The organism is Clostridium nigeriense (assembly GCF_050585265.1).
Lineage (GTDB): Bacteria > Bacillota > Clostridia > Clostridiales > Clostridiaceae > Clostridium > Clostridium nigeriense_B.
This window is the reverse complement of record NZ_JBNOOE010000002.1, coordinates 299,427-325,958: the sequence shown is the minus strand read 5'-3', so window position 1 is coordinate 325,958 and position 26,532 is coordinate 299,427. Positions and strand designations below refer to the sequence as shown.

General features: G+C 27.8%; 23 protein-coding genes and 1 pseudogene. 5 read left to right on the top strand and 19 right to left on the bottom strand.

Annotated elements, in window-relative coordinates; translation table 11 throughout:
- Positions 1-7: 7 nt before the first annotated feature.
- Positions 8-175 (bottom strand): hypothetical protein, encoded by a 168-nt coding sequence (locus ACQPVP_RS03200; protein ID WP_430847164.1) that lies wholly within the window; start codon positions 173-175, stop codon positions 8-10.
- Positions 132-377, bottom strand: a complete 246-nt coding sequence (locus ACQPVP_RS03195) for a helix-turn-helix transcriptional regulator (protein ID WP_430847162.1) — start codon at positions 375-377, stop codon at positions 132-134. Before ACQPVP_RS03195 ends, ACQPVP_RS03200 begins: the two co-directional genes overlap by 44 nt.
- Before the next feature lie 254 nt (positions 378-631).
- On the opposite strand from ACQPVP_RS03195, the gene ACQPVP_RS03190 reads away from it, so the two are divergent.
- Both ACQPVP_RS03190 and ACQPVP_RS03185 read left to right on the top strand, forming a co-directional pair.
- Positions 632-994: a helix-turn-helix domain-containing protein gene (locus ACQPVP_RS03190; protein ID WP_430847160.1), complete on the top strand. Its 363-nt coding sequence runs from the start codon at positions 632-634 to the stop codon at positions 992-994.
- A 3-nt stretch (positions 995-997) separates the two neighbouring features.
- The gene (locus tag ACQPVP_RS03185; RefSeq protein ID WP_430847158.1) at positions 998-2,494 is read left to right on the top strand and encodes a recombinase family protein; all 1,497 of its coding nucleotides are present in this window, start codon (positions 998-1,000) and stop codon (positions 2,492-2,494) included.
- Here the strand turns inward: ACQPVP_RS03185 and ACQPVP_RS03180 are convergent.
- Both ACQPVP_RS03180 and ACQPVP_RS03175 read right to left on the bottom strand, forming a co-directional pair.
- A pseudogene (locus ACQPVP_RS03180) lies at positions 2,492-3,064 on the bottom strand (B12-binding domain-containing radical SAM protein); the annotation flags it as partial. The gene ACQPVP_RS03185 and the pseudogene ACQPVP_RS03180 sit on opposite strands and share 3 nt — an antisense overlap.
- A 27-nt stretch (positions 3,065-3,091) precedes the next feature.
- A complete protein-coding gene (locus ACQPVP_RS03175; protein ID WP_430847156.1) occupies positions 3,092-3,586 on the bottom strand; it encodes a hypothetical protein in 495 nt (164 codons plus the stop codon).
- A gap of 156 nt (positions 3,587-3,742) precedes the next feature.
- Here ACQPVP_RS03175 and spoVB point away from each other — a divergent pair, with 156 nt between their 5' ends.
- Complete coding sequence (spoVB, locus tag ACQPVP_RS03170; protein WP_430847155.1) at positions 3,743-5,242, top strand: stage V sporulation protein B; 1,500 nt, start codon at positions 3,743-3,745, stop codon at positions 5,240-5,242.
- 163 nt (positions 5,243-5,405) lie between these two features.
- Here spoVB and ACQPVP_RS03165 read toward each other — a convergent pair whose 3' ends face one another.
- The 7 genes from ACQPVP_RS03165 to ACQPVP_RS03135 form a co-directional block, all read right to left on the bottom strand.
- The gene (locus ACQPVP_RS03165; protein ID WP_430847153.1) at positions 5,406-6,392 is read right to left on the bottom strand and encodes a GNAT family N-acetyltransferase; all 987 of its coding nucleotides are present in this window, start codon (positions 6,390-6,392) and stop codon (positions 5,406-5,408) included.
- 52 nt (positions 6,393-6,444) lie between these two features.
- The gene (locus ACQPVP_RS03160) at positions 6,445-6,627 is read right to left on the bottom strand and encodes a DUF4177 domain-containing protein (protein WP_430847151.1); all 183 of its coding nucleotides are present in this window, start codon (positions 6,625-6,627) and stop codon (positions 6,445-6,447) included.
- Positions 6,628-6,853: 226 nt separating this feature from the next.
- The gene (locus ACQPVP_RS03155; protein ID WP_430847149.1) at positions 6,854-10,102 is read right to left on the bottom strand and encodes a LamG-like jellyroll fold domain-containing protein; all 3,249 of its coding nucleotides are present in this window, start codon (positions 10,100-10,102) and stop codon (positions 6,854-6,856) included.
- 498 nt (positions 10,103-10,600) lie between these two features.
- Positions 10,601-12,217: a putative polysaccharide biosynthesis protein gene (locus ACQPVP_RS03150; RefSeq protein ID WP_430847147.1), complete on the bottom strand. Its 1,617-nt coding sequence runs from the start codon at positions 12,215-12,217 to the stop codon at positions 10,601-10,603.
- Between the two features lie 15 nt (positions 12,218-12,232).
- Positions 12,233-13,201, bottom strand: a complete 969-nt coding sequence (locus ACQPVP_RS03145) for an RluA family pseudouridine synthase (RefSeq protein ID WP_430847145.1) — start codon at positions 13,199-13,201, stop codon at positions 12,233-12,235.
- 63 nt (positions 13,202-13,264) lie between these two features.
- Positions 13,265-14,455, bottom strand: a complete 1,191-nt coding sequence (locus ACQPVP_RS03140) for a M20 metallopeptidase family protein (protein ID WP_430847143.1) — start codon at positions 14,453-14,455, stop codon at positions 13,265-13,267.
- Positions 14,456-14,626: 171 nt separating this feature from the next.
- Positions 14,627-16,618, bottom strand: a complete 1,992-nt coding sequence (locus ACQPVP_RS03135) for an ATP-dependent helicase (protein WP_430847141.1) — start codon at positions 16,616-16,618, stop codon at positions 14,627-14,629.
- Between the two features lie 150 nt (positions 16,619-16,768).
- Here ACQPVP_RS03135 and ACQPVP_RS03130 point away from each other — a divergent pair, with 150 nt between their 5' ends.
- On the top strand, positions 16,769-18,235 hold the full coding sequence (locus ACQPVP_RS03130; protein WP_430847139.1) for a nicotinate phosphoribosyltransferase: 1,467 nt from the start codon (positions 16,769-16,771) through the stop codon (positions 18,233-18,235).
- A gap of 107 nt (positions 18,236-18,342) precedes the next feature.
- On the opposite strand, the gene ACQPVP_RS03125 is transcribed toward ACQPVP_RS03130, so the two are convergent.
- On the bottom strand, positions 18,343-18,564 hold the full coding sequence (locus ACQPVP_RS03125) for a hypothetical protein (RefSeq protein ID WP_430847137.1): 222 nt from the start codon (positions 18,562-18,564) through the stop codon (positions 18,343-18,345).
- Between the two features lie 266 nt (positions 18,565-18,830).
- Positions 18,831-19,163: a hypothetical protein gene (locus ACQPVP_RS03120; RefSeq protein ID WP_430847135.1), complete on the bottom strand. Its 333-nt coding sequence runs from the start codon at positions 19,161-19,163 to the stop codon at positions 18,831-18,833.
- A gap of 339 nt (positions 19,164-19,502) precedes the next feature.
- Between ACQPVP_RS03120 and ACQPVP_RS03115 the strand changes: the two genes are divergently transcribed.
- The gene (locus ACQPVP_RS03115; RefSeq protein WP_430847133.1) at positions 19,503-19,910 is read left to right on the top strand and encodes a Fur family transcriptional regulator; all 408 of its coding nucleotides are present in this window, start codon (positions 19,503-19,505) and stop codon (positions 19,908-19,910) included.
- Between the two features lie 192 nt (positions 19,911-20,102).
- Here ACQPVP_RS03115 and ACQPVP_RS03110 read toward each other — a convergent pair whose 3' ends face one another.
- The 6 genes from ACQPVP_RS03110 to lonB all read right to left on the bottom strand — a co-directional run bounded on the left by ACQPVP_RS03110 (position 20,103) and on the right by lonB (position 26,443).
- A complete protein-coding gene (locus ACQPVP_RS03110) occupies positions 20,103-20,639 on the bottom strand; it encodes a hypothetical protein (protein ID WP_430847131.1) in 537 nt (178 codons plus the stop codon).
- 113 nt (positions 20,640-20,752) lie between these two features.
- Complete coding sequence (locus ACQPVP_RS03105; protein WP_430847129.1) at positions 20,753-21,013, bottom strand: hypothetical protein; 261 nt, start codon at positions 21,011-21,013, stop codon at positions 20,753-20,755.
- A gap of 25 nt (positions 21,014-21,038) precedes the next feature.
- Positions 21,039-21,440: a hypothetical protein gene (locus tag ACQPVP_RS03100; protein ID WP_430847127.1), complete on the bottom strand. Its 402-nt coding sequence runs from the start codon at positions 21,438-21,440 to the stop codon at positions 21,039-21,041.
- 155 nt (positions 21,441-21,595) lie between these two features.
- Positions 21,596-22,195 carry a ribosome biogenesis GTP-binding protein YihA/YsxC gene (gene yihA / locus ACQPVP_RS03095; protein ID WP_430847125.1) on the bottom strand — a complete coding sequence of 200 codons (600 nt, stop codon included), beginning with the start codon at positions 22,193-22,195 and terminating at the stop codon, positions 21,596-21,598.
- Positions 22,188-24,518 (bottom strand): endopeptidase La, encoded by a 2,331-nt coding sequence (gene lon / locus ACQPVP_RS03090; RefSeq protein WP_430847123.1) that lies wholly within the window; start codon positions 24,516-24,518, stop codon positions 22,188-22,190. Before lon ends, yihA begins: the two co-directional genes overlap by 8 nt.
- Before the next feature lie 251 nt (positions 24,519-24,769).
- Positions 24,770-26,443 carry an ATP-dependent protease LonB gene (gene lonB / locus ACQPVP_RS03085; protein WP_430847121.1) on the bottom strand — a complete coding sequence of 558 codons (1,674 nt, stop codon included), beginning with the start codon at positions 26,441-26,443 and terminating at the stop codon, positions 24,770-24,772.
- Positions 26,444-26,532: the final 89 nt, after the last annotated feature.

The following is a 26,532-nucleotide window of genomic DNA, read 5'->3' as shown; positions in this document are numbered from 1 at the left end:
TCCTCACTTAAATTCCTATTTCATCATAAGCATGTCCTAAGTTCTTAAATGCTTCTGGTATTCTTTCTGGATTAGCAATTGTAATATTGTTAAATATCCCCTTTAAGCTATCTAGTAATTTTTCAGTTTCCTCATCTGTTAACAGTTCGATTTCTTTTTTTAATTTCTCTTTCATCTTTTATCTCCTTCCCTAATTTATAGCAAATCATTATTTCTTCATATGTGCACTTGTAAAGTTCTTTCATTTTTAATAAGATAGAAGCAGAAGGTAAGCAAATATTTTGTTCTATCTTATATAGTGTTGTAATTTTAATGTCTAATTCATCAGCGACATATTTCTTTGTTAATCCTGCTCTTTCTCTTAAAGTTCTGAACACTGTATCACCTCGTTTCTATGTTTTATTATGTCACTTAAAATGACAAATAACAATTGCTATATTTATCCATTCTAGGTTATTTTAAGTCATTTTAAATGACATAAGTTCTAATTGCTATTGTTTTCTCTATTTTACTGTTTTTGTTTATTTCTCTATACATTACTTCACTTTAGAACGCTTGTTCTCTTTAATTATGTCATTTTATATGATAATATTTTCGTATAGTCATTTAAAATGATTTTAAGGAGGCAAAAATGAAAGGCGAAATTTTGAAACAATTAAGAAAAGAAAAAAAAATGACACAGCAACAATTAGCTGATAGATTAAATGTTTCACGCAGTGTTCTTGCTATGATTGAGAGTGAAAAACAAAAAGGAAGCATTGATTTACAAAGACAAATTGCTAATTATTTCAATGTCAGCTTGGATTATTTAGAAGGGTTTACTAATGAAAGAAGTGGAATCTCTGAAAAAAAAGAAAGTTTAGTTACTAACTTCTTACAATTTTTAATTAATTCCGGGATTATAAAAGATGAGAATGAAATTGATGATAAAACCGAGGAAATGATTTTGGAAATGGTTAAAAAGGAAATTGCAAATTTAAAACGAGGTGAATAGAAAATGAAAATAGCAATATACACAAGAAAATCTGTTGCCGTTGAGAGAAGCGAAAGTATAAGCACTCAAATTGAAATGTGTAAGAAATATTTTAAAGGGAAAAATGAATTTGAAATTTTTGAAGATGAAGGTTTTAGTGGAGGAAATACTAATAGACCTTCATTTTTAAAAATGATGTCTTTAGTTAAGCTTGGTAAATTTGATGCGGTAGCAGTGTATAAAGTTGATAGAATAGCTAGAAATATAGTAGACTTCTTTAAAATATTTGATGAGTTAGAAAAGTATAATGTAAAACTTATATCTATAACTGAGGGGTTTGATCCGAGTACTCCATCGGGAAAGATGATGATGATAATGTTAGCTGGATTTGCTGATATGGAGCGTGAGAATATAAGGCAAAGAGTTAAGGATAATATGATAGCTTTAGCCAAGAAAGGTTGTTATACTGGTGGTTTTGTTCCCTTTGGGTGTGTTACTGTTAATATCGAAGGTAAATCTTATCTTCAAATTAAAGACAAAGACCTTATCAAATTAATATTTAAAAAATATTATGAATTGGGATCTCTATATGCTACTCAAAAGTATCTTAAAGAAAACGGTTTTAAAACTTTAGCAAATAGAACTAGTTTGAATAGAATACTTAGAAGTCCTGTTTACGCTAAAAGTTCTAAAGAAATAAATGACTACTTTAAGGCTAAAGGATATTTGATATACGGAACTCCTAATGGAAAAGGCTACAATACATACGGTAAAACAGTTAATGAATCTATGCTCATAGTATCAAATCATTCTGCACCAATTTCATCTGAGTTATTTTTAAAAGTTAATAAAATGTTAGATAAAAAAAGAGACGAATCTGCAAAAAGATTTAGTAAGACTTATTGGCTTACTGGTACACTCTATTGCCCTTTCTGCGAAGGTAAATACACTATAGCTAATAGCAGTAAGAAAAGCTATTATATATGCTCTAATAGACTAAATAGAAAGAATAACGATACTGGAATAGATAAAAACAAAGAAAAATGTTCAAATAATAAATATATTAATGCAGAAGTGCTAGAGAAAAAAGTTGAAGAATTAATAAAAAGATTAGAGCAATCAGAATTATTCGAGAAATATTATAAAACTAGTCTTTCAAATGTTGATGATAATGAAGATAATGAGATAGATATTTTAAAGAAAAACTTTGATGAGAATGAATCAGCGATAAAAAACTTAATAGATAAATTATCTTTAGTGTCTAATGAAGCAGCTAAGTATTTAGTTGAAAAAATTGATGCTTTAACAGAGCAAAACAAAGAGATAAGTCTAAGCATAGATAATTTAAAATTACAGAGATTAGAGAAAAGTACGAAGATAAGCAAAGAGGAGATTAAGGATTTAATAATAAGATTTAATAAAATAAGTGATCCAAATGAGAAAAGAGTTATATTGAATAAAGTCTTTAAAAAACTAGTATATAACCCATTTGATGATACTTTAGATATTCATTTTAATTAGTATCAGTTTTGTATCTAAAGGACATCCCCTCGAAGCCTCATAATATACAATTTTATTATCTAAATTTTCATCTTTCTCATAAGGAAATACTATTTCATTCATATTCATTAATGGTCTTTTCCCATTAAAAACTACATCTACATCACATTTATAATATAATCCCCTAATAGAATTAATATTTCTTTCCCCTAATTTATATTCTACAAACTCTCTATAAGTCTTTTCTCCTTCGCCCTCTATGATATATTCTCCATTAAGCTCCTTAAGTATATTTTGGCTATCATAAGAAACCTCAGGTCCTCCATAAAGGATTTCTATATCTTCATCTACTAGTTTAATTAAATTTGAAATCCTTTTAATCATTTCAATATTCCAAATATAAGTAGAAAAAGCTACAACATTTGGCTTTTCCATAATTATCTCTTCTAATATCTTTTCTTCTCTATCATTTATGGAAAACTCTCTAATTTTGCAATCATAATTCATATCCTTTGTAAATGCTTTTAAATATCTAACAGCTAAATTGCTATGTACAAATTTAGAGTTTATAGCTGTAAGTAAAATTTTCATAAGTATTTTCTCCCTTCAAACTTAAACTTATATTTTTCTTCCCCTAATGAAGTGAATATCCTCCCATAACTTAGTTTCTTCTATTTTATAATATTTTTCAAGGAGTTTTTCATTTTCTTCCATATTAGATTTTATTATTGGGTTTAAATTCTTAAATTCAAACTCTTTTAAATTTCCTGATGGCAACACTGCTACTATTTTATTATTTATCATATCTCTTACTTCTTTATTTATATCCCATATAAATAATTCTCCCCCAGCTTTAATATATTTACTTACCTCTTCAATTAATTTTAATCTTATTGAAGAGTTCCACATTCTACTTAGGCAGAAAAACATTGTGCAAGTATCATATTCTCCCTCTTTCAAAATATCATTATTATCTCCATTTACATAGTCAACTGATATTTCTTCCATTATCTCTTTTGATATATTATAAATAACACCAAAGCTTTCACCAACATCTAGTATGTTTCCTTTTAATTTCACATCTGATAAATTTAATACTATAGTTTTTCCCATCTCACCTTACCTCCATATTACATAAGTTATATTACATTTATATTTACTTAACTATAAATTTATTAATACTTTTTATATTTATATTTAAATTTCTTATTACTCATATTTGTTTACATTTTAGAATAGATATAAATGTATTGATTGGGGGTGAAAAATTTGAAAGAAGATAGCTTTCTGAAAAATTCTGTCCTGCTAACAGCATCTAATATAACTACTGGAATTTTAGGATTTATTTTCTCAATTTACTTATCAAAACTTATAGGTCCTGTAGGAATTGGTCTATACGGCTTAGTAATGCCTATTTATAACCTTTTTATATGTTTGATGACTGCTGGAATAATAGCTGCTATTTCTAAAGTTTCAGCTATATATAAGGCAAAAAGACAATATAATAATATAAGTAAGACAATAAAATCAGTTGCAAGCTTTAATATAATATGGTCCATTGCAATAGGAATAATGGTATTTTTTCTAGCTCCTTACATAAGTAAATATGGAATCCATGATATGAGAACTGTTAATGCTATTAGAATAACTTGTCCAGCAATGGTATTTATAGCTTTATCAAATATTTTAAAAGGATACTTTTTAGGAGTTTCAAAAATAGTTGTTCCATCCTTTATAGATATTTTAGAAAAAGCTATGCGTATAATTACAATAACATTATTAATTATATTTTTTAAAGCTAATTCTATTACAGCTCTTGTAACATTAGCATATTTATCATTAGCTATTGGAGAACTACAAAGTTTAATATTACTATTTGTATACTACAAAAATATTTCTAAAAAGGCTCCTACTTCAGCAGATAAGCCCGAAAGAGCTTCACAATTACTATTTAATGTTTTAATTATAGCTTTACCATTATGTATAAATGGTTTTTTAGGAAATTTATTTGGGACAGCTTCCACACTTTTAGTTCCTAGAAGATTAGCATCTGCTGGATTTGATGCTTCTACTGCTTTAGGTATGATTGGAAAGTTTACTGGTATGGCATTAACTATAGTTACCTTCCCTATGATAGTTATTATGTCAATTAACACTCTAATGGTTCCGGATTTATCTGAAACCATTAGTAGAAGGGATTATTATAATGCCTCTATAAGAATAAAAAAAGTTATGAAAATAGCATTTCTCCTAGGTCTTGCTACTACAGTAATTTGTAACTTGATTCCTACCTCTTTAGGGCAAATGTTTTATAGTAGGGATGATTTAGGTGCCTATATTAAAATAGCCTCATTAAGTGCTCCTATATTCTTTACATCTAGTACTATGTTTGGAATATTAAATGGTTTAAATAAACAAAGTATAATACTTAGAAACTCCTTAATAGTATCAGCAATAGAAATTGTATGCCTATATATATTCATTGGTATTCCAGGAGTTAATATAATGGGATATGGAATAACTTTATTCATAAGCTCTAGCATAAGTTTATTTATAAATCTTAGAGAAGTTCAAAAACATATATATTTAAATTTATCAAAAAGCAATATAATTATTTTTACATTACTTTCAATATTAATATTTATGATATTAAGAGGACTTACAGCCAATATACTTACTAATTTTATAATTATTAGAAATATTGCTCTTATTATAATAACCTTTTTAATATTTACAGCACTAAGCTTCTTTGGAATAGAAGAAGAGTAGTGATAACACACAATTAAAAATAAATAATGTATAATGCATAATTAATATAAAACTACTTGAAGTAATTTTAAAAGAATAAAAAATTAAGTATTTCGATATGAAATACTCCCATAATTTCAAATTATACATTTTACATTAAGGGGCTGTTTACAACGGCCCCTATTCACTTTTCCATTATATAATTTTTGAAATTCTGTCCTTTTCTTTTAACCTGTTGTTCTTTTACAACTCTATATCCTAGTTTTCTAAAAAATGGTTTTGCTGTTATTGATGCATGAGTTGTTATAACCATTTCCCCACATCCATATGCATATCTTTCAAGTCTTCTAATAATTTCTGTTGCTATACCTCGATTTTGATAATCCTTGTGTACATATAGCCTATCAATATAGCAACCATCAATATCTCCAAATCCAACAATTTTATTACAAATCTCAGCAACAACTGTATGATGTTCTAAAAAAGATTTGTTCCATTCTTCCTTGTTAATATTTCCATCTGCCCATGCATTAAGCTGATTTTTATTATAGTCTTTATTACAAATTTCATGTACTGTGTTATAAAAAATCTCTACAATATCATCTATATCAGAGTGCTCATATTCTCGAAGTATAATAATATTTCCATCAATATAATCATATACCTTTTGAATCTCTTTTTCATAATCCTCTTTAATTTCAAAATAAGTTACTCCTGCTTTAATACATTTTTTCTTTAGTTCTTTATTCTCAATAATAAACTCATCTATATTTATTTCTTCGTGGAACTTTCTTTTTTCTATTATATTTTCATAAGTAATAATTTTTTTAAAATTCTTTTCTATATATGAATCTGAAAATAAAATATAAACTGCTATAATATTATCATCAGAAATATCAGCCACACTTTCAGGTGGAAGATAGCATCCTTCCAGAATTATATTCTGTTTATTTTCAATACAAGTATCTATTATTCCTTTTACAACTCCCCATAAATTTTCTGAAATTACATCGTCACTATCATAAGGAGTAAATCCACATTTTTTATATCCACGAATAATTCCCATCTTTATATGATCGATACTTGTATATGAGAAACTGTACTTTTCAAGTAATTTTTGTGCCATTACAGTTTTACCAGTATGGCTTACACCTCCAACTAAAATAATCATTTATTTTCCTCCAATAAATATATACACATTTTTTGTTAAAATTAATCTTTATCTATTCTTCATATTTTTCAAATACTAAATCTACAGAATCAACTTGTCCATAGCTTCCATTACTTTTAGGTATGGCTGTTACAAATCTCCATCCGTCTACTGCATTCCTAGCTATTATTTCCCTATGATCTTCTTTCCCAAAATAGCCTCCAACTTTACACTCAATAAATAAATACTTATACATATTAAATCTCCTTTATTATTTATATGATAATAGCGATGGATCTTTGATTGAAATTCTTTTAGGCTCACTATTTTATCCTCATTATTAATTCAATTATTGATGTTCCATCAAAATCATAAATCTTAACCAAAAAATATTACTGGAAAATTAAATTTCCAGTAATATTAGCTAAAATCCTATTCTATAAAAAATTATTTAAAGTCTAATATTATATATTTTATTATTTTTAAATTTTTTTTCTTCCTAATATAATAATTCCAGTAGATGATAATAATACCGCAAGTACTAGCATTATATTTGAAGATACTATTATTCCTGTTTTTGGTAATTCATTATTAGACTCTTCTTCTTTATCAGTTATATCAACATTATCTTCCTCTTTACTAGTGTCATTATCTTTAACTTTTAAACTTTTCACAGCTATATCTAAATTATTTATTGCTTCTTCTACCATTGATTGACTTGCTTTTTTATTATCTAATACTTCTTTCGCATTATTTAATGCTACTTCGAAATCTTTCCATGAATCTTCTGTATAATTTTCTTCAACCTTATCTTTATTTGCATTATATAATTCTCCTAATTTATCTTTATTTACTTCTGGAATTTCTACCTTTTCTTTTAATTCTGATACTGCAACTCTTAGCTTTTCTAATGCATTATCTACTTCCTCTTGTGTTACACTTTCTTTTTCTAATAATTCTTTTGCTTCATTTAATGCAACTTCGAACCCTCTCCATGACTCTTCTGTATAATCTTCTTTAATCTTATCTTTGTTTGCATTATATAATTTTTCTAATTCTTCTTTGTTTGACTCTGTAATTTCCCCACTATTAATCTTAAATATAGTAAATGAATGAGGATCCAAGTCTACTTTTAGATCTTCGCCATCTGATACAAATGATGAACTTTCTATTGCAACATTATTAGGATTTGTTAATGAATTTTCTGCACTAAAAGAATCTCCTGAAAGTTTTTTAACATCTACTTTTTTACCTGTTAAATCCATATCATTAACATTAATTTTTATAGATTGATTTTTTTCTATATCAAAATTAACTAAAGCTACATAAATATTGTTATACTCATCTTTACTAGTTAAAGAATTAAACATTTTTACATTATCACCAAAAGTAATCATATTATTAAAACTACTTTCAACAATTTCACTTCCAAACATACCATTATATAGTTCAAAAACATGAGCAGATGGTGTTGAGAAGAACTTATAGTCGCCTTCACCTCCACTAGCTCCATTTTGTGCAACTGCTTGAATTACAGCTTGCTGTGTTGGTCCTAAAGCATCTGCCCCATCACTATACCAATCTACTAAACAATGCTTTTGAATGTAAGGACTTCCTAATTTAATATAATCCATTATACTCTTTGCTACATATAATGCATGGGTTTGAGACCTTACTAGAGGATTAGTTGATCTAAATATTCCAAATTCAGATATTACTGGAACCTTATCTTCAGGCATTATATCAACATATTCTTTCACTTTATTATAAGCCGTTGTTTCTGATAGTTTCATTGCTTTATTATAAAAATCTTCACCACTTCCACCTGGATCACCTGAATATGGATGAATAGTTAATCCATCATAAAGGTCATTCTGACCTTTAGCATTCATTGTATTAATGAACCCTTGACTTTCATAACTTGAATATATATGAATTTCTTTATTTGTGTTAGATTCTTTATTTATTTGATCAATGGTTTCTCTCATAGCTTTTGATATTTGAGTAAATCCATCTTTTTTAACTTTGTATGAAACTGTAATTTTTGAATTAACTTCTGGAATATTCCCATTAGTACCATCACCAAATTTAATTTCTCCAGTAAAGTAATTCACTTCTACTTCATCTTTTTGTCCAGCTTTCTTTATATCACTAACTATATCCCATTTTTTATCATTTACATAAATCTCAACAGAATCACTTTCTATTGCTGTAAAAGATTCTTTTTGGTATTCTTCATTAGTAACACTACCTCTTCCTGGAATTGTGTTAGAATATCTCATATATTTTACTTGATTTGCTTCTCCATTACTATTGCTAGTAGAAGAATTCCAATTTTCAGGTTCAACAACCTCCTGTTTTGTAAAAGCAACAGTTCCACCATTTATATAACGATCTAATGAATCTCCTCCTGGAGCTTGTGTCCAGTACATTTGAGATGTTGATCCATCTCCTCCGCCTTGATTCATTTCATTTCCAATCTCAAAATATCTTATATCATATGGTTTAGAATGTCCATTTTCCTTACGAACTTCGGCCCATGCAATTCCACCATTAGGATTTGTTCCTACTTCCGCATTAAGATATTCAATTAGATCTGCAGCATCGCTTGCTGATCCTCTTCCTAACCCATATACATAAATAATTTCAGAGTTATTATCTGTTGCAAATGTTCCAATTTCATCTAAACCGAAATTAGGTTCTATTCCTTGAGCTGCACTATAAAAACCATGGATTTGATTTTTTCTATTATCTTTATCACCAATAGAATCCTTCCATCTAAATAAATTTGAAATAGTTCCGCCAGGATATCTTATTGAACCAAAATTTGCATCTTTATAAAGAAGTTCAAAATCTTCCCTTACCTTTCCTAATTCAGGATCAAAACTTCCATATCCATTAAATGCATATCTATGGTTTATTCCAAATAAACCTCTATCTATCTCTCTCTGAATATTATTTGTGTTTATTGTTAAAGTGATATTGTGATCTATAGTTACATCATCATAAATTTCCTTTGCTATTGTATCACCGATTACATAGTCATATACTCTTATTTCATCAATTTCTCCTACAAATTGCTGAGGATTACTGTTTGTAAGAGATTTATGACTGCCAATTAATAAACTAGTTAATTCATTAACTTTATTGCTTCCTGCATCATACTCACCATCTAACTTACCATTAATATAATACTTTATTTTATTGGAATCTTTATTAATAGTTATTATTATATTTTGCCAACTTTCTTTTGCTATTGTACCTGCTGATAATGCATCTGTTCCATAAACATATGATCCATACTTATTATCATTGGAACGTAAAGTTAATAATGATTTTCCTTTACCATCCTGTTGTAATAAAGCTGTATGTTGAGTTGTGCTAAGCTCTCCAGCCTTATACCATAAAGAAAATGAATATGAGTTTTGTGCTGTATTTAAGAAATCCTCTATTTTTAGATTACTATCATTTCCCTTTGTAAATGATAATGATTTTCCTAAATTTTCATCACTTGACTCTTTTATAGATACATGATCTCCAACTAATTCTCCATCTTCATCACCAGCCAAGTTTTTAACTTGTCCATCATCAAAGTTCCAATAACCAATTAAACCATCTTCAATATTTACTGTTTTTGTATTAGTTTCAGCTTTAACTGCTAGTATAGGGTTTATAAACGTTGTAGTTAGTGCTATTGATAAAAATAAATTTATAAACTTCTTTTTACTCAAATTAATTACCATCCTCTCAAAATAATTAATATCCTCAAGATATCGATTACAATTCAAATATAAAAGTAATAACTTTATTATTTTCATTAGTATATTCCCCATAACACTATCTTAAGTTAAATTATACTTCACCTCCTAGGATATAATTAAATTTATATTTTATATATAAAATATATTTATATATCTCTCTAGTACTATTATTGAATCCTAAAAAATTTCAAAATGAAATGAAATATCCTCTTGAGGTCATGTCTTATAAAAGCCGATTTTTCTAATACTTAATGCATCTTAATTTCTTCTATATTTTACCATGACATATATATTATGTACATATATTACTTAATAACCAAATTGATTCACTTTTGTATGATAAAAAATGTTGCAGTATAACAAAAAACTCAGCCTAAGCTGAGTTTTTTGTTATCGTTATAAATTAATAAGTAAAATATGCTATGAATAGACGTAATAGTATTTTATTATTTATGTAATATCTTTTTTCTAAAGTAATTCTTTTCTAAGACTTCTCGGTAAAAACTTATATACCTTAGGTGATATTAAATCTAAGTCTTTTCTTCTAATTCCTCCAAAGTATATCATAGAATATAGATAAATAACTCCTCCTATAGCAATTAATAATATAGTTGCTATTGCAATTATAACTCTTCCTCCACCTAAGGCTTCTGCTACCTTAATTATTGGGAATTTAGCTACTAGTATTACTATAGTCATTAATAAAGAACAAATAGTTGGTACAATTGCTTGTTTAACTATTGGAATATTAACTTTAAAGAATCCCTTTATCTTTTTATGATTTATTATTGTTGGAATAATAAATGATATAAATGTTGCGATTACTGCACCCATTACATTAACACTTGGAATAGAAACTAATAAAATATTTATAATTATTTTTGCTATTAATCCAAGACTAGCTGACACAATAATTAAGTATAGCTTATTAATTCCTTGTAATATAACATTTTGTATAGTTGTTATTGACATAAATATCAGTAATGTTGAACCATACATAAGTAAAGTATATCCTGAATTAGAAGGAAACAAGAAAGTATATATTTCCTTACTTAATATTGCTAATCCGAAAGTAGCTGGCATTACTATTATATACATCATCCTAAAGGAATAACTAGTTTGTTGTTTTAATTCCCTTTTATTTTTATAAACAAATGCCTGTATAATCTTCGGAAATATTGATGTTCCAAGAGCTGTTACAATAGCTAGTGGTACATATACAAGTGTTTTATAATAAGATAATACAGATGTTAAATTATCTATTTGTAGTTCATTAAATCCAGCCGAAGTTAAGCTTCTTGCTAAGGTTATACTATCTATAACTCCTGCAAAGTTTTGAACTGCTGCAACTAAAGTTATAGGAATAGCGTACATAAATATCTTTTTAACTATTCTTTTATCGGAAACCCTCTTTCTACTTGGATCATGATTTTTTTCTGCTTCTTCTTCAAAATCCTTCTTATTATATATATATATTATATATATAATTGCAATAATAGCTCCAAGAGAAGTTCCTACAGTACCTCCGGCACTTCCCCATTCCAAACTTCCTGTACCCCAAATTAATAAAGCTGCAAAAATAATACTCATAACTACATTTATTAATTGCTCAATTATTTGAGATATTGCAAGAGATTCCATCTCCTCTACCCCCTGCATATATCCTCTATATCCAGCTAAGATAGCTGCAAATATTATTGCAGGACCTAAAAATAGAAATGTTAAAGCTGATCTCTCTCTATATATTAATTTAGATATAGGAAATGATAATGCCATAAAAATTCCAGCAATTACTATACTTATAATTGATAAATATTTTATTGAAAGTTTCATAGCTCTTAAAGCATCTTTATGATTTCCCATTGCTCTAAGTTCAGTAACTACCTTAGTTACTGCAGGTTGTGCTCCTAAACTTGTTACAGCAATTAAAAATACAAATATATCATAACCTGCTACATATATTCCATAGCCTGTTTGACCTAAAACCCCTGTTAGTAAAGGTACATATATTGCTGATAATAATTTACCAGCAATACCTGCTATTGATAATATTAAAAAACCACGTCCGGCTGATTTTTGCTCCATAATAATCACCTTTTATTATATTTTGAACTTAAATACATCATTTTTTATCTTTTTAAATACTGGTGGTAAGCTTTCTGTTATTGTTTTATTATTTAAATAGTTTAATTTATCTTGTGTATCTCTAAAAACAAGTTTATATGCATATAAGAATTGACAATCTAAGCCGAACTTATTTGCAAAAAATGAGTTTAATTTTCTATCTCCATATTTATTATCTCCAATAATAGGAGTACCTAAATGAGATAGGTGAGCTCTTATTTGATGGCTTCTTCCTGTTATTAAATCTATTTCTAAAAATGAATATGCTCCATTAGTCTTTAATGTCTTAACTTCCATAGCTATTTCCTTAGAATTTGGAATCTTTTCATCATAAATTTTAGAAATATTAGCTTCTTCATTTTTCAGTATATAACCTTTGTATAGCCCATCTTTAATTTTACCCTTAACTAAAGTATTGTAATACTTCTCAACATTACCTTCCCTTATTAATTCATTTATGCATCTTAAAGATTCAAAATTCTTACCAAATATAACTATTCCTGAAGTATTTCTATCTAATCTATTACATGGTGCTGGAGTAAATGTTACTTCATTTTCAGGTAAATAATCACCCTTCTCATTTAAATATGATAATACATAATCAGTTAAGCTTGGTTCTTTTCCTTTTTCATCTGGATGCACTAAAATATTAGGCCATTTTTCAACTATTAATATATTAGAATCTTCATAAGTTATCTTCATTCCTCTAGCATTTACCTTAATGAATTTTTCCTCTGGCTTTTCTTTAGTACTTTGTATATATTTAATTTCAACAACATCATCTACTTGAAGTGTATAATTTTCTTTTTGCTTCTTACCATTAACTCTTACATCACCTTTTCTTAAGGCTTTAAATATTTTACTTAAAGGAACATCCTTTAATAGTTTTCTTAAAAATTTGTCTAATCTTTGACCCGCTTCATTTGTTCCTATTTCTATTCTCAAAGTAATCACTCCTAGTTTCTATATTCTAAACTATTTTCCCCATTCTACTAGAGTAATATTATTTTAGCATCTTGTCAAATATTCAAATACCATTTGACACTGCATTGCTACTCCAAGTGGTAAACAATCCTCATCTATATCAAATAAATTGCTATGAGCTGGGAAAATAATATTTTTCTCCTTATTGCCTGAGCCTAAGAAGTAAAATACTGATGGTCTTTCATTTGCAAAATAAGCAAAGCTTTCTACTCCCATTTTAGGATTCTTTTGAAGTAATACATTCTCACTTCCTAAAATCTTTTCTGCTCCAGTTTTAAATAATTCTACCATTTCATCATCATTATAAAGATTTGGATAAGACTCCTCTATTTCTATTTCAGCAGTTGCCCTAGAAGATTTGCATATTCCATCAACTATTTCAGTTAATCTTTCTTTTGCAAAAGTTCTATCCTCCTTGCTCATAGTTCTAATTATTCCACTTATTATTACCTCTTCTGGTATTATATTTTGAGCTGTTCCCCCATGAATACTTCCAACTGTTACTACCGCTGGATTCGAAGTATTTATTTCTCTACTTACTATAGTTTGTAAAGCTAATACAACATGACTTGCTATGACTACAGGATCTACAGTAGTATGAGGATAAGCTCCATGTCCACCTGAACCTTTAATTTTTATAGTAAATGGATTTGATGCTGCATTTACTACTCCATCTTTTATCATAATAGTTCCACATTCTAAAGTTTCTTCTACATGAAGCCCACAAACACAATCTACTATAGGATTTTTTAAAACTCCATCTTCAATCATAAATCTAGCTCCACCTATAGTCTCTTCAGCTGGCTCAAACAATAGTTTTACATTTCCATTAAATAAATGTTTATTTTCATTTAATATTTTAGCTGCTCCTAATAAAATTGTAGTATGAGCATCATGTCCACATGCATGCATTCTTCCTTTAACTTTTGAGGTATAATCACAAACCTTTTTATCTAAGATAGGCAGTCCATCAATATCCCCTCTTAGCGCTATAGTCTTATTAACTATATCCTTGCTTTCTTTAGTGCCTTTTATAATTCCACATACACCAGTCTTAGCTACTTCTCTAAATTCAATACCTTCATTTTTTAAAAAGTTCTTTATAAATTTAGAAGTTTCATATTCTTCCATACCTAACTCCGGATGTTCATGTAAGGTTCTTCTTATTTTTATTAATTCATCTTTTATGCTTATTGCTTCATTCTTAAAATTCATATTTTTGCCCCCTTAAGAATTTCTAAGATTTTTTATTCAATTTTTTCATATTGACTTAACAGATTCATACTAAATATATATGAAACTATTCTGTAATATATTATATTGTCAAAATTTCTCCTTTTATTGTCATAATAAGATTATACAGCCTATTAATAAATTAGTGAACAATTACTTATCTATTGAAATAATATTATTTTCCATTAAAATCCTTAAAGAAAAACTTTTATTTATTCCATCTCCAAAATCTAATTTTATTACATCTTTATTTATCTCAATAACCTTTCCCCTACCATAAGCCTTATGAATTATAATATCACCATTCTTAATTCCATAGTCTTCATTAACTTCTATTTCTTTAAATCCACCTTCTAAAACAAATCTAGATATGTCTTTAAATTTACCTCTTTGAGTTTTAGGTGAAAAAATATATAAATTATCTATAGCCCTTGTAATTCCAACATAAAACAATCTTCTTTCCTCTTCAATATTTTCATCTATAGATGATTTATGTGGAATTGTTTCTTCACAGGTATTTATTAAAAATACATTTTTAAATTCCATCCCCTTAACCCCATGAATAGTACTTAGTATTACTCCTTCTTTTTTATCTTTACTCTCGTTAATTTTTTCTTTAACTTCTTCAACATGTGAAAGTAATTCTATAATAGTCCTTAGCCCATCTGCTGCACTTTTAAACTCTTCAACTATATCTTCAAGATCATCTAAACTTTGATTATATCTTTCAGCATATTCTCTTAAATAGTCTATATATCCTAATTCAGATATAACATATTGTATTGCAGAAGATAATGATAACTTGTTTAAATGAATAATATCCTTTCTTAGTTCATCTATCTTTTTTGCTTGATATGGTGGAGTGTCTTTTTTGTCAATTAAAATGTCAAAAGGGCATTTATCCTCCCTATAGGTTCTAACATATTCTAGATTACTCTTACTAACATACCTAAATGGCCTATTAATTATATGTAAGAAACTCTCCCTATCTTTTATATTTATAGCTAACCTTAAATAGGCTAACATATCCTTACAAATAAAATGCTCAAAAAAATTATATCCTTTATCTAAAAGCACAAAGGGTATTTTTCTTCTTGTAAATGTATCTATCATACTTCTTGCTTCCATATTAGTTCTATATAAAACTGCATTTTCAGTAAAGTTATATTTAGATTTTTCAATTATACTTGATATCTCTTCTCCTTGAATTCTTTCATCATGAGGAGATGAAAACTTTATTAAGCCAGTAGTAATTTTATTTGCTTTAATTAATTTAGAATTTCTATTTAAATTATTTTTAATAACTTCCTTTGAAGCTTCTACTATATTTTCATTACTTCTATAATTTATAGATAAATAAATTTTCTTACCGCCACTAAAAATATTATGGAATGTAACCATATATTCAGGCTTAGATCCTCTAAAACTATAAATACATTGATCTTCATCTCCAACTGCAAATAAAGAATTATTTTCATTCATCATTTTCAAAAATGAAATTTGCAACTCATCACAATCTTGAAACTCATCTACAAGCACATACTTAAATAAATTTAGATACTTATTTAAAATTGATTTATTTTCTTTAAATAAAGTAATTACCTTAATTGATAAGTCATCAAAATCCCAAAGTCCATTTTTACTCTTATATTCCTCATACTTCTCATATGCCTCTAGAAATATATCCTTAGATAAAGTTGCCTTAAACTCATCTATAGCTTTCAATGATGTTTTATAAAATGATATATTGTTTAATACTTCTTTTATTTTATCTTCACTAACTTCATCAGAATACTTTGCTAAAACTGCCTTAATAATTCTATGAGCTATTCCACCTTCTATTATAGATATATTATATCCTTCTCTTAATAGAATTTTATAAAACAACCCATGGAATGTTCCAAAAAACGGAGCATTCTCTCTATTAAATACATTTTTATACCTACTCCTCATATTATCTGCTGCAGCTCTAGTAAAGGTAATTACAATTATATTGCCAATTTTAACATTTAGTTCTGTTACTAAATAATTAACTCTATTTATAATAACAGTGGTTTTTCCAGATCCAGGTGCTGCTACCACTAATACATTTTTATCCTTTATATATACTGCTTCCTTTTGATAATTATCTAAACTAACTTTCATAGTCTCTCCTCTTTATCTTCTATTATTGACTTTTTGTACTATAAATAACTATATTGTAATAATTTATTTATAGAGGTACAATAGAAATATATTTTATAAATCAATTCCTTTATGATTTTTATAAGGATATTTATTTAAGAGGAGAAAAACATGGAAAACTTAATTAGATTCGATGTCACTAACGAACGTAACCTTACTATGTTAGTTGACTTTTATGAATTAACTATGGCAAATGGTTATTTCAATAAGGAAATTCAAAATAAAATAGCATACTTTGATATGTATTTTAGAAGAGTTCCAGATGGTGGTGGATACTGTATTATGGCAGGTGTTGAGCAATTAATTCAGTATTTAAACAACTTAAACTTTACAAATTCAGATATAGATTATTTAAGAAATAAAAATATTTTTTCAGAAGAATTCTTAGATTATCTAAAAAACTTCAAATTTGAATGTGATGTTTGGGCTATACCAGAAGGTAATTTCGTATTTCCAAATCAGCCATTGGTGATAGTTAGAGGCCCTGTTGTTCAAGCTCAATTTATTGAAACTATGATTTTACTTACAATAAATCACCAAACATTAATTGCAACTAAAGCAAATAGAATATGTAGAGCTGCTGCTGGAAGAACTGTAATGGAATTTGGTTCTCGTAGAGCTCAAGGTTATGACGGTGCAATATATGGAGCAAGAGCATCTATAATAGGAGGATGTGATTCCACAGCTTGTACTATAGCTGATAAATATTTTAGTGTTCCTGCGGTTGGTACCATGGCTCATAGCTGGGTTCAATTATTTGATACTGAATATGAAGCTTTTAAAGCTTGGGCAGAAGTATATCCAGATAACTGTTCATTACTTATAGATACTTATAATGTTCTAAAATCTGGCTTACCAAATGCAATAAAGGTATTTGATGAAATATTGAAACCTCTTGGCAAAAGACCTACTGGTGTTAGAATAGATTCTGGAGACATAACTTACTTAACTAAAAAATGCAGAAAAATTCTTGATGCAGCTGGCTATTCAGACTGTAAGATAATAATTTCTAACTCGTTAGATGAACATATTATTAGAGATGTTTTAAATCAAGGTGCTTGTATAGATTCCTTTGGAGTTGGAGAAAGATTAATAACAGCTAAATCTGAACCAGTTTTTGGTGGAGTATATAAACTTGTAGCAGTTGAAAATAACGATAAAATAGTTCCTAAAATTAAAATCAGTGAAAATACTGAAAAAATAACTAATCCAGGTTTTAAGAAAATCTATAGAGTTTATGATAATGAAACACATAATGCTGTAGCAGATCTAATTGCCTTAAATCATGAGGTTATAGATGAATCAAAACCTCTTGAAATCTTCCATCCAATTGAAACATGGAAGAGAAAGACTGTTACAAATTATTACGTTAAAGAATTAATGGTTAAGATATTTGATAAAGGACAGCAAGTTTATGAAAGTCCTTCAGTTTTAGATATAAAAGAATTTTCTCATAACGAAAGCTTAAAAATGTGGCCAGAAATTTTAAGATTTGAGAATCCTCATACTTACTATGTGGATTTATCGCAAGAATTATGGAACTTAAAGCAAAACTTACTTCATAAAGTAATAAGATAAAATAAGAAATACTATATTGTTTAAAATATTGTAAATTTCCTAAAGAATAAAAAAGACTTTTAGGAATTAACCTAAATACTAATTCCTAAAAGCCTTTTTATTATGTTTTAATAATTAATAACCCTCTCATCCTCATCACTATTTAAATATCTATCTTGAGAATAAAACAAATCATCATTTAAACTCTCTTTAAAAGATATATTATTTCCTGATATTGAAAAATCCTGAAAAGGACAAATTCCACTTTCATTGCTTATCGTATGCATTGGACAATCGCTATAGCAATTAACCTTCTCTTTATTAGTTGACCAAAATGGACACTTCCCCATACTCTTACCTCCATACCCACTAGTTGAAAACGAAATCAAAATTTTCTTATATTATATTACATATTATTGTTAATTTAAAGTATTAACATATTATTTTTGTATGACAAATATCGACCAATTTATTTTTACATTTAATAAATCTTTATTTCTTGTATATTTAGTCTATTTTATTAATAATTAGCCATATTTTTTATTAATATTAACATATTAATAAAAACAAAATTTAAAACATTGCTAAAAAAGATAAAAGAGGACATAGTCCTCTTTTATCTTTTGCAACGACTGCTATTTTTAACTACTGAAATATTTATTATTTCATTAGTAAATGCTTTAAGTAAAGCTTTTTCTAGAACCTTTTCATGGTCAAAGTTTTCTATATCTCTGCATTCAGCGAATACTTTATTTAATTCCCCATCTACATTTCTATATGTTAATGTTACATATGGCTTATCATATTCTACATTAACTATTTTTAATCCCCAAGAAATTTGAGCATATTCACCGTCTGTTGTTAATTTAGTTAATTCCCTTAGCTTTACCTTTTCTTCAGAAGGATCGCTAATTACGATTAATTCATCTCCAACTTTATATTTTCCCATATAAATTCCTCCTTATAAAATAAATTCTATCTTTATTATATATTATTACATAAATTTATGATATTATAAATTTAGTTAATTTTAAAATTTATGTTTGTTAATTTATTAACAACCTTTGTATAATTATAATATCATATGATAAATTATATTACAAGCAATTTTATATAAAATATATAAAATATATAAAATATATAAAATATATAAAATATATAAAATTCAGCAAAATTACTACTAATTAATATTTATTATTTATTACTATTAATTACTATAAAATATATATTGACATTTAATATCATCTATTATATAATTGTGATAACAATAGGAAAAGGATGGTGTATTATGGAAAATATAACTTCTATCTTCAGAGAAAAGAAATTAAAACTTACTCCTCAAAGATTAGCAGTTTATAAGTATTTAATGAGTACAGACGAACATCCTTCTGCAGAGATTATATATAAATCACTTCAACCTGAGTATCCTACTATGAGTTTAGCTACAGTATATAAGGCCCTAAAAACTTTAGTAGAGGTTGGATTAGTTCAAGAGATTAATGTTGGAGAAGGAAATTTCAGATATGATGCTAATCAAAACGAACATGCTCATATTCAGTGTATAAGCTGTAGTAAGGTTTCTGATTTGGAAAATATTTCATTTTCTACTCTTAATCATACTGCTGAGGAGTGCTCAGATTACAGAGTTTTATCAAATAGAATTTTCTTTTATGGATTATGCAAAAACTGCAAATAATAAACAAGCTAGGAATTTAATCAATTTCTAGCTTATTTTCTTTGTAATTGAAAGGCCGCTAAAATAGCGGCCTAAAAGGGGGATGGGGGGGTTTTAGCTTAAACGAAGATTACTCTACGTTTGCTATAGGAGAATACTTCTCCGGTACAGTTATAGTATTAACTCCCCTCTCTTTTTTTATACAATTATTTTTCATTTAAAATATCCTTTATTATAAGCTTCAATAACTTTATCTATAAACATTGCTTTTTTATAATCAACTATACTTTTTATAGCTATTAACATTTGTATGTTCTCATCATCTTCAAGAAAATCTTCTTCCATTAAATCCTCTTTAATTTCACTATTAACTTCTTCATCAAAATTTTCTTTTTCAATATCTTCAATATGTGCATTATTATCTTCAGAATTAAAGACTCCATTATTACTACCTTGCATATTTATATTCCCTAATCCTAGATTATTCATCATTCCTTGTAATGGTCCAAAATTAAACTCATTTCTATTAGGCTGATTGCTATTTCCTTGATTTAAGTTAAAATTATTTAAATCTAAGCCATCTATCTTCATAGATGACAGCATATTTCCAATTTGATTAAAGTCTACATTACCTCCTAATAGACTCATAAGTTGCGCTGGATTTATACCAAAAGGCACATTATTCCCTAGGTTATTAGAAGTCTCACTACTTCTTCTTTCCTCTCTGCGCCTTCTCTTTCTTTTAGACATTAAGGCTCCTCCTATTATATTTCTGTTGCTTTATTATATGTAAAAAAATTATTTTTGCTTATAATTTAGGGTATTTTTTTGGAGGGCATAGCCCTCCATCCTCTATACTATTATTAGTAGCCGTCTCCGCCGAATATATTTCCGAAACAACCTCCACATAGTAAGAATAATAATATTATTAGAACTGAGCAGTTACTATTCAATAAACCAGAACCACATGCTATTAATAAGAATATAATTGGTGTAATGCAACTATTTAATCCACCAAATATATTTCCAGTTCCACAGCAAGAATTTCCTACTGGTTCACAGCACATTGGCTCGCAGCAATAATTATCATCTTTTCTTTCACGACAATGTTTTTTCTTTGACATGATCTTCTCTCCTTTCTAATTTATATTAGCAGAATCCGCCAAGTAAATTTCCACATCCAAAGTTTCCACAGTTTCCAAAGTTTGAACCATTACAAAGGAATAGGATTACTAATAAGAATAGATAAGGTGTACAATTACCTAATCCTCCACTACCTCCATCGTATCCATCACAACAATCAACTTCTTTACAACAGCAATCGCGTTTACGTTCCTTCTTACAGCAACACATTCTTCTTCCTCTGTTACCACCAAATCCGCCGCCAAATCCGCCGCTGTAGAATAGGATTAATAAGATCCAAATCCAACTTCCACCAAAGCCAAATCCACCGTTATTACATGGTGCATTTGTTTGAGGTGGACAGTTAGGTGCAATATCATCATTACATCCACATGAATTTAAACCATTTAGAATTTCATTCATTTCCATAACTTACTCCTCCTTGGGATTTTTAGTTTTTTTTGTTTTATACTATATGATATTCCCTCGAATAATAATTGCCACTGTTTTTTATTGTAATATTATAAAATTTTTAATCAAAAAAAGAGCTGTGCACTAATTATTTAAGTACACAACTCTTTATACTATTTATTTTCAACTAATGGTGCAAAAAGATTATCAATTAATTCATCTTTTCCTTTTTTATTTACTGAAGAAAAGAAGTATAATGTATCTTCTTTTGTTAATTTTAAAGTATCTCTAATTATTTTCTCGCTTTTTCTTAATTCATTATTGGATAATTTATCACTTTTTGTAGCTATAATTACTTCATCATATCCATAAAATTTAATCCATTCATGCATTTGTATATCATCTGCAGTTGGTTTATGTCTTGAATCTACTAATAATACTACCCTTTTTAATTCACTACGTCCACTTAAATAAGTTTCAATTGTATTACCCCAACTAGCCTTTTCAGTTTTAGATACCTTAGCATATCCATATCCAGGTAAATCGACTAAATAAAATTCATCATTATTAATTATGAAAAAATTAATAAGTCTAGTTTTTCCAGGGGTCTGACTTACTTTAGCTAACTTTCTTCTATTAGTTAAAGCATTGATAATAGAACTTTTTCCAACATTTGATCTACCTACAAAAGCAATTTCTGAAAGTCCAGTTGTAGGATATTGATCTTTTTTAACTGCAGATGTAACAAAATCTGAATTTTTAATTTTATACAATAGTATCAACTCCAATTATAGCTTTATTTAATACCTCATTAACATGATCAACTGCAATAATATTAAGCTTATTTTTAACCACATCAGGTATCTTATTAATGTCTTTTTCATTTTCCTTAGGAATTATAATAGTATCAATTCCTGCTCTATAGGCTGCTATAGACTTTTCTTTTAATCCCCCTATAGCTAAAACCCTTCCTGTTAATGTAACCTCTCCAGTCATAGCAACATTGCTTCTAACTTTCTTATTAGTTAATGCAGAAACTATTGAAGTAATTATTGTAACACCAGCTGAAGGTCCATCCTTTTTAATAGCTCCTTCAGGAAAGTGTATATGAATATCAGTATTTTTATAAAAATCTTCTTTTATTCCATATTTACTTGCATTTGCTCTTACAAATCCGAAAGCTATCTTAGCAGATTCTTGCATTACATCTCCAAGTTGACCGGTTAATGTTAACTTTCCAGTACCTTTCATAGTTACTGATTCAACTGGTAATGTATCTCCACCAGCAGCTGTCCATGCCATTCCTTTAACTACACCAACTCTATCTTCTTTATCTTTAACATCAAATGTAAAAATTTTATTTCCTAAGTACTTTTCTAATCTATTTGCATTTATGGAAATAGACTTTTTATTATTTTTAATCATTTCTGTTATAGATTTTCTTATAATTTTTCCTAGTACTCTTTCTAAACTTCTTACTCCAGCTTCCCTTGTGTAAGAGTTTATAACTTCCTTAATAGCAGCTTCAGATATTTTAAACTGACCTTCCTCCAACTTATGATCCTTTAATAACTTTGGTATTAAATAACCCTTTGCAATATGATATTTTTCTTCATAAGTATATCCTGATACTTCTATTATTTCCATTCTATCCAAAAGTGGTGCAGGTATTGTATCTAATGAATTCGCAGTAGTTATAAATAAAACCTTAGATAAATCCATATCTAATTCTAAATAGTGATCTCTAAATGTATTATTTTGTTCACTATCTAAAACTTCTAGAAGGGCATCAGCAACATTTCCTCTATTATCATATCCAAGTTTATCTATTTCATCTAATAATACAAGAGGATTATTAACCTTAGCTTCTTTTAATGCATATGCTAATCTTCCTGGAATAGCACCAACATAAGTTTTTCTATGTCCTCTTATTTCAGCTTCATCTCTAACACCACCAAGTGACATTCTTGTATATTTTCTATTTGTTGCATGTGCTATTGATTTAGCGATAGAAGTTTTACCTACTCCAGGAGGCCCAACTAAACATAATATAGGTCCTTTTAAACTATTTGTATATTGTTTAACTGCTAAATATTCAATAATTCTTTCCTTTACTTCCTCTAATCCATAATGCTCTTTATCTAGAATTTCTTCAGCTTCTTTTATGTCAAAATTATCCTTTGTAGATTTACTCCAAGGAATATCTAATATCCAATCTAGATAAGTTCTTATTACATTACTTTCTGAACCTTGACCTGCTGCAGCTCTTAATCTATTTAGCTCACTATCAGCCTTCTCTCTAACATATTTAGGCAACTTAGCTTTCTTTATTTTTTCCTCATACCTAGCAATTTCCCTCTTATCTTCGTCATCTTCTCCAATTTCTTCTTGAAGGACTCTTATTTGCTCTCTTATATAATATTCTCTTTGTGATTTATCAACACTTTCCTTAAGCTTCTTACCTATTTTTCTTTCAACATTTAGTATGTCTATTTCTTTTTCAATAATCACTAACAGTTTTTCGATTCTCTTAATGCAATCTATTTCTTGAAGAATTTCTTGTTTCTTTTCTTCATCTACAATTACATAAGAAGCTACTACATCTGCAAGCTCACTATAATTCTCTATAGTATCAAATATAGAAACAACATTATTTCTCATATTTCCAGAAGCTTTAATATATTTACTAAAGTTTTCTCTTAATAATTTTACATATGCCTCTATATCTTCATACTCATCATTAGAAGCTTCTTCTATTTTTTCTACTTCTGCTTCTAAGTATTCATCCTTAATATTTAAACCTGTTAATCTACCTCTATCTAGTCCTTCTACTAATACTCTTATAACATCATTCGGTAACTTTATTATTTGCTTTATTGTACATATAGTTCCAATTTCATATATATCTTCAAATTTAGGATCTTCAATTTCATAATCTTTTTGAGTTGATAAGAAAATCTCAGTTTGATTTTCCATGGCTATTTCTATAGCCTCTCTAGATTTTTCTCTTCCTACATCAAAGTGTATTATCATATTAGGAAAGATACTAATTCCTCTTAAAGGAATTAAAGGTAGAGTCATAAAACTTTCACTCATTATTCCCATCCTCCTTGTTTTAATTGTATAACTTTATTAGTATACACATAAAATTATTATTTTTCAATCTATTTTAAACTCATATATTTAAGCATATTTCATTAATAGATAATAATTATTATATACTAATTATACATAGTTTTTACTAATATTATAATACATAGATAAAATTTAGCAATGAAAATCAAATAAAATTTTTATTTATTGAAGAAAATAGAAAAAATCTGTTGTATAACAACAGATTCTCAATGTTACTCCTCAGATTTAGCTGATAATATATCTAAATTATTATTTATTAATATATTATCTCCCAAACTTTCCTTATAAATTGCTTCATCTATTACTTCTTTTAAATTTTTAACTGCTATAACTTTAATACCTTCTAAATTTGAAAAACTTTCTTTCCAATTTTCAATAGGTATTATAACTCTATTAGCTCCTGCTTTTTTTGCCGCAGATATCTTAGCATTAACTCCTCCAATTGGCTTTACTTCTCCTAATAAACTTATTTCACCTGTCATTGCTATCTTATTACTAATTTTCAATTTATTTATAGCACTGTATATAGCAGTTGCAATAGTTACTCCAGCTGAAGGTCCATCTACTGGCATTCCACCAGGAATATTTATATGTATATCATAACTTTCACACTCTAAATCAAATATATTATTCAACACTGTAAATACATTTTGAATTGATGAATACGCTGTACTTTTTCTTTTAATCTTTCTATTGCTACTACTTATTTCTTCTTCTTCAACAATTCCTGTAACTTTTAAGGTACCAGGTCTATGATTAACTTGCTTTGCTGTTGCTTCTATTTCCATTAGTATTCCTATATTAGCACCATGAACAGCTAATCCATTAACTACTCCAACTTCTGGCTTTTCTTTAATTTTTTTATCTGGTATTTGTGTATAGTTACCATTTTCTATTACCCATTGAATATCATCTATATCAATATCAGTTCTATTTTCATTTATAGCAACCCCAGATGAAAGCTGAACTAAATTAACTACATCTCTCCCATTAGTACAATATTGAGATAGCAAATTTAAAGATTCATCCTTTATACTTAATCCAACCTTAGAGGCAGCATTTTTAGCAATAATTTTAATTTCATCTGTGTGAAGAGATCTAAAGAATATTTCAACACATCTGGATCTTATTGCTGGAACTATTTCTTCTGGACTTCTAGTAGTTGCTCCAATTAATCTAAAATCTGCTGGTAATCCATTATCAAAAATTTCTCTTATATAGTCAGGCATATTTGGATTTTCACTGCTATAATATGCACTGTCTAAAAATACTTTTCTATCTTCTAATACCTTTAATAATTTATTTAACTCTATATGGTGTAATTCACCTATTTCATCCATAAATAAAATTCCGCCATGAGCCTTTGTTACAGCTCCTGGTTTTGGCTGCGGAATACCAGCTATGCCTAAGGATCCAGCCCCTTGATATATTGGATCATGAACTGAACCAATTAAAGGATCTGCAATTCCTCTTTCATCAAATCTAATGGTAGTTGCATCTATTTCTATAAATTTTGCATCTTGTTTAAATGGTGATTTATTATACTTCTTAGCTTCTTCTAAAACCAATCTTGCTGCTGCGGTTTTCCCTACCCCTGGAGGTCCATATATTATAACATGTTGTGGATTAGGTCCACATAAAGCAGCCTTAAGAGCTTTAATTCCTTCCTCTTGACCTATAATCTCATCGAAACTAGCTGGTCTACTTTTCTCAGTTAATGGTTGAGTTAATTGAATACTTCTCATTTTTCTTAACTTATCCATTTCCTTTATATTTTCTCTTTCAATCACAACCTTATTAGCGTTATGCCCCTTATTATTATTAACCATATAGTAAATAAAGAGTAACATAGTTGTTATTTGTAATATCACTAATATTTCAGTCATATTCTTTGCATTAACTTTCTAAAGTAAATGCGTCCTCCCTTCTTTTTAGTCATATAAATATTATTAACTTAATGCAAATTAAATATTCT

Bases quoted from the DNA above. Each gene is read 5' to 3' on its own strand.
- ACQPVP_RS03135 (WP_430847141.1), bottom strand. From the start codon at position 16,618: ATGAAAGTTAGTTTAGATAATTATCAAAAGGAAGCAGTATATATAAAG.
- ACQPVP_RS03130 (WP_430847139.1), top strand. From the start codon at position 16,769: ATGGAAAACTTAATTAGATTCGATGTCACTAACGAACGTAACCTTACT.
- ACQPVP_RS03150 (WP_430847147.1), bottom strand. From the start codon at position 12,217: ATGGAGCAAAAATCAGCCGGACGTGGTTTTTTAATATTATCAATAGCA.
- lonB (WP_430847121.1), bottom strand. From the start codon at position 26,443: ATGACTGAAATATTAGTGATATTACAAATAACAACTATGTTACTCTTT.
- ACQPVP_RS03185 (WP_430847158.1), top strand. From the start codon at position 998: ATGAAAATAGCAATATACACAAGAAAATCTGTTGCCGTTGAGAGAAGC.
- ACQPVP_RS03200 (WP_430847164.1), bottom strand. From the start codon at position 175: ATGAAAGAGAAATTAAAAAAAGAAATCGAACTGTTAACAGATGAGGAA.
- ACQPVP_RS03175 (WP_430847156.1), bottom strand. From the start codon at position 3,586: ATGGGAAAAACTATAGTATTAAATTTATCAGATGTGAAATTAAAAGGA.
- ACQPVP_RS03165 (WP_430847153.1), bottom strand. From the start codon at position 6,392: ATGATTATTTTAGTTGGAGGTGTAAGCCATACTGGTAAAACTGTAATG.
- ACQPVP_RS03115 (WP_430847133.1), top strand. From the start codon at position 19,503: ATGGAAAATATAACTTCTATCTTCAGAGAAAAGAAATTAAAACTTACT.
- ACQPVP_RS03120 (WP_430847135.1), bottom strand. From the start codon at position 19,163: ATGGGAAAATATAAAGTTGGAGATGAATTAATCGTAATTAGCGATCCT.
- ACQPVP_RS03190 (WP_430847160.1), top strand. From the start codon at position 632: ATGAAAGGCGAAATTTTGAAACAATTAAGAAAAGAAAAAAAAATGACA.
- ACQPVP_RS03125 (WP_430847137.1), bottom strand. From the start codon at position 18,564: ATGGGGAAGTGTCCATTTTGGTCAACTAATAAAGAGAAGGTTAATTGC.
- ACQPVP_RS03105 (WP_430847129.1), bottom strand. From the start codon at position 21,013: ATGTCAAAGAAAAAACATTGTCGTGAAAGAAAAGATGATAATTATTGC.
- lon (WP_430847123.1), bottom strand. From the start codon at position 24,518: ATGAGTGAAAGTTTTATGACTCTACCTTTAATTCCTTTAAGAGGAATT.
- ACQPVP_RS03100 (WP_430847127.1), bottom strand. From the start codon at position 21,440: ATGGAAATGAATGAAATTCTAAATGGTTTAAATTCATGTGGATGTAAT.
- ACQPVP_RS03110 (WP_430847131.1), bottom strand. From the start codon at position 20,639: ATGTCTAAAAGAAAGAGAAGGCGCAGAGAGGAAAGAAGAAGTAGTGAG.
- ACQPVP_RS03140 (WP_430847143.1), bottom strand. From the start codon at position 14,455: ATGAATTTTAAGAATGAAGCAATAAGCATAAAAGATGAATTAATAAAA.
- ACQPVP_RS03160 (WP_430847151.1), bottom strand. From the start codon at position 6,627: ATGTATAAGTATTTATTTATTGAGTGTAAAGTTGGAGGCTATTTTGGG.